3 protein-coding genes are annotated in these 1,981 nt (G+C 69.0%); 1 reads left to right on the top strand and 2 read right to left on the bottom strand.

Annotation, left to right across the window (positions count from 1 at the left end):
- Positions 1-295: TetR/AcrR family transcriptional regulator (locus ONA70_RS36010; RefSeq protein ID WP_265010941.1), on the bottom strand; the 295-nt coding region annotated here is incomplete at its 3' end.
- Positions 292-885: a sugar O-acetyltransferase gene (locus tag ONA70_RS36005; RefSeq protein ID WP_265010940.1), complete on the bottom strand. Its 594-nt coding sequence runs from the start codon at positions 883-885 to the stop codon at positions 292-294. The genes ONA70_RS36010 and ONA70_RS36005, both read right to left, overlap by 4 nt.
- Positions 886-1,107: 222 nt before the next feature.
- Here ONA70_RS36005 and ONA70_RS36000 point away from each other — a divergent pair, with 222 nt between their 5' ends.
- Positions 1,108-1,968 (top strand): LPXTG cell wall anchor domain-containing protein, encoded by an 861-nt coding sequence (locus ONA70_RS36000; protein ID WP_265010939.1) that lies wholly within the window; start codon positions 1,108-1,110, stop codon positions 1,966-1,968.
- The last annotated feature ends 13 nt before the right edge of the window (positions 1,969-1,981 follow it).

Genomic DNA, 1,981 nt, shown 5'->3' with positions numbered 1-1,981 from the left:
CGACCACTTTCGCGCGGGCGTCGGTCCCCGGTTCGATCGCCGCCAGCTGCGCGTCGAACACCGCCGCCGCCGTCTCCGCCAGATGCGTGAAGGCCGACGCCAGGAGATGTTCCAGGCTGGCGAAGTGGTACGTGACCGAGCCCAGCGGCACGTCGGCGGCAGTGGCCACCCGACGATGGGTCGTGCCGGCCACACCGTGCTCGGCGATGACATCCAAAGTGACCTCGATCAGCCGCTGGCGCCGATCCGGTTCATACCGGCGACGGCTCCTCCCGGCCTGCTGCCCGGTGGTCACTTGTCGTGGACCGACCGGATGACGCGAGCGGGGTTGCCCACGGCGACAACGTCGGCGGGGATGTCCTTCGTGACGACCGCGCCGGCGCCGATCACGGAGTTGTCGCCGATGGTGACACCGGGGCAGATCACGGCCATGCCGCCGATCCACACGTTGTCGCCGATCGTGATCGGCAACGCCGCCTCCCACTTGGCGCGGCGTGGCTCCGGGTCGATCGGATGCGTCGGCGTCAGCAACTGCACGTTCGGCCCCATCAGCACGTCCTCACCGATGCGGATCGGCGCGACATCCAGGGCCATCAACCCGTAGTTGATGAACGTCCGGGCACCGATGTGGAGGTGACTGCCGTAGTCGACGTGCAGGGGAGGACGAATCTCCACCTCCGCACCCAGCGAGCCGAGCAACTGCCCAAGCAGGGCCCGGCGCCCCGCCGTATCCCGCGGATCGCTGTCGTTGAAAGCCTTGGTCAGCACCATCGCATGGCGCATCTCAGCTTCCAACTCTGGGTCGGCGCCCCGGTAGAGATCGCCCGCGAGCATGCGCTCCCGCATGGTGCGCGAGTCACCCTCAACAAGATCGAGAGGAGTCATGCGTACGATCGTACAAACAACGTACGATCGTACGCAACGACGGAGGAGGGTGCCGGAGCCTCGGGGCGACCGGGCACATTGGACCGACATGTGACCCGCTTCACCCAGCGCCATGCCGATCTTGTCGCACCTGACCCACATTTGCCGGATTGAGTGGGACAGAAACGCCAGGCGGGGATCTGTATGGTGTCGCGGTTGTCCTATTCATGCACGGGGGTTTCCATGACGATCCGCCGTTACGCCACCTTTGCCGTGAGCGCCACGATCCTCGCGGCTGGCCTCGCCGCCACGCCCTCCGCTGCCGCGCCGGCCTCGAACGAACCCGACCCGGCAAAGCTCGCCGCCGGTACGGAGAAGGATCCGGAGACGGGAAAGAACCGCACGTATCTGGTCGGCCAGGGCGAGGACGTGCCCGCCGTGCTCGGTGTGACGAACCTCGGCGACGCGCCGGTCGACGGTCTCATCGTCCATGTACGGGTCCTCAACGACCTCGACTTCACCAAGAAGTACGAGAACTGCTGGTACGCCGTCGACAGCAACCAGGAGTCGGCCTGGTGCGAGTTCGACGAGGAACTTGCTCCGGGCGCCAGCCTGGCCGTGACGGGGGCGGGAATCTCCACCAAGCCGGACGCCCGTGCCGAGAACATCTCGTCGATCGTCCACCGCTGGGTCAGTAAGGAGTACGCCGACGCACAGGGCGGCGTACAGGTGCTGGCCGACCAGTGGGCCGGGCAGGGCACAAAGGCGGTCCGCGGCACCGAGAGCCCGCTGGCGTTGACGCCCCCGTCCGGGCCGCTCGGCGGGCTGGGCGGTCCGATCGGGTTCGCCGGCGTCAAGCTCGTCACGCCGCCCACCAGCGAGCCCACCGCGTCACCGACGCCGACCGCCACGCCCAGCGCCACGACCGCTGCCCCGGCCCCTGCTTCGTCCGCCAGCCTGGGCACCCCCGGGGGCGAGGGCGGCGGGCTGCCCGTGACCGGTGGCGACACCGCGACCGTGGCCGGCGTCGGCGGCGGCCTCCTGCTCCTCGGCGGCGCGGGCTACCTGATCGCCCGCCGACGCCGTACCCGCTTCATGGCATAGAGCCACCGGATGC

The organism is Micromonospora yasonensis (assembly GCF_026013475.1).
Classification (GTDB): Bacteria; Actinomycetota; Actinomycetes; order Mycobacteriales; family Micromonosporaceae; genus Micromonospora; species Micromonospora yasonensis.
Note: the sequence above shows the minus strand (reverse complement) of the source record. Positions and strands in the feature narration are given on the sequence as shown.

Excerpts from the sequence above, each read along its gene's own strand:
- ONA70_RS36000 (WP_265010939.1), top strand. The coding sequence starts at position 1,108 with ATGACGATCCGCCGTTACGCCACCTTTGCCGTGAGCGCCACGATCCTC.
- ONA70_RS36005 (WP_265010940.1), bottom strand. The coding sequence starts at position 885 with ATGACTCCTCTCGATCTTGTTGAGGGTGACTCGCGCACCATGCGGGAG.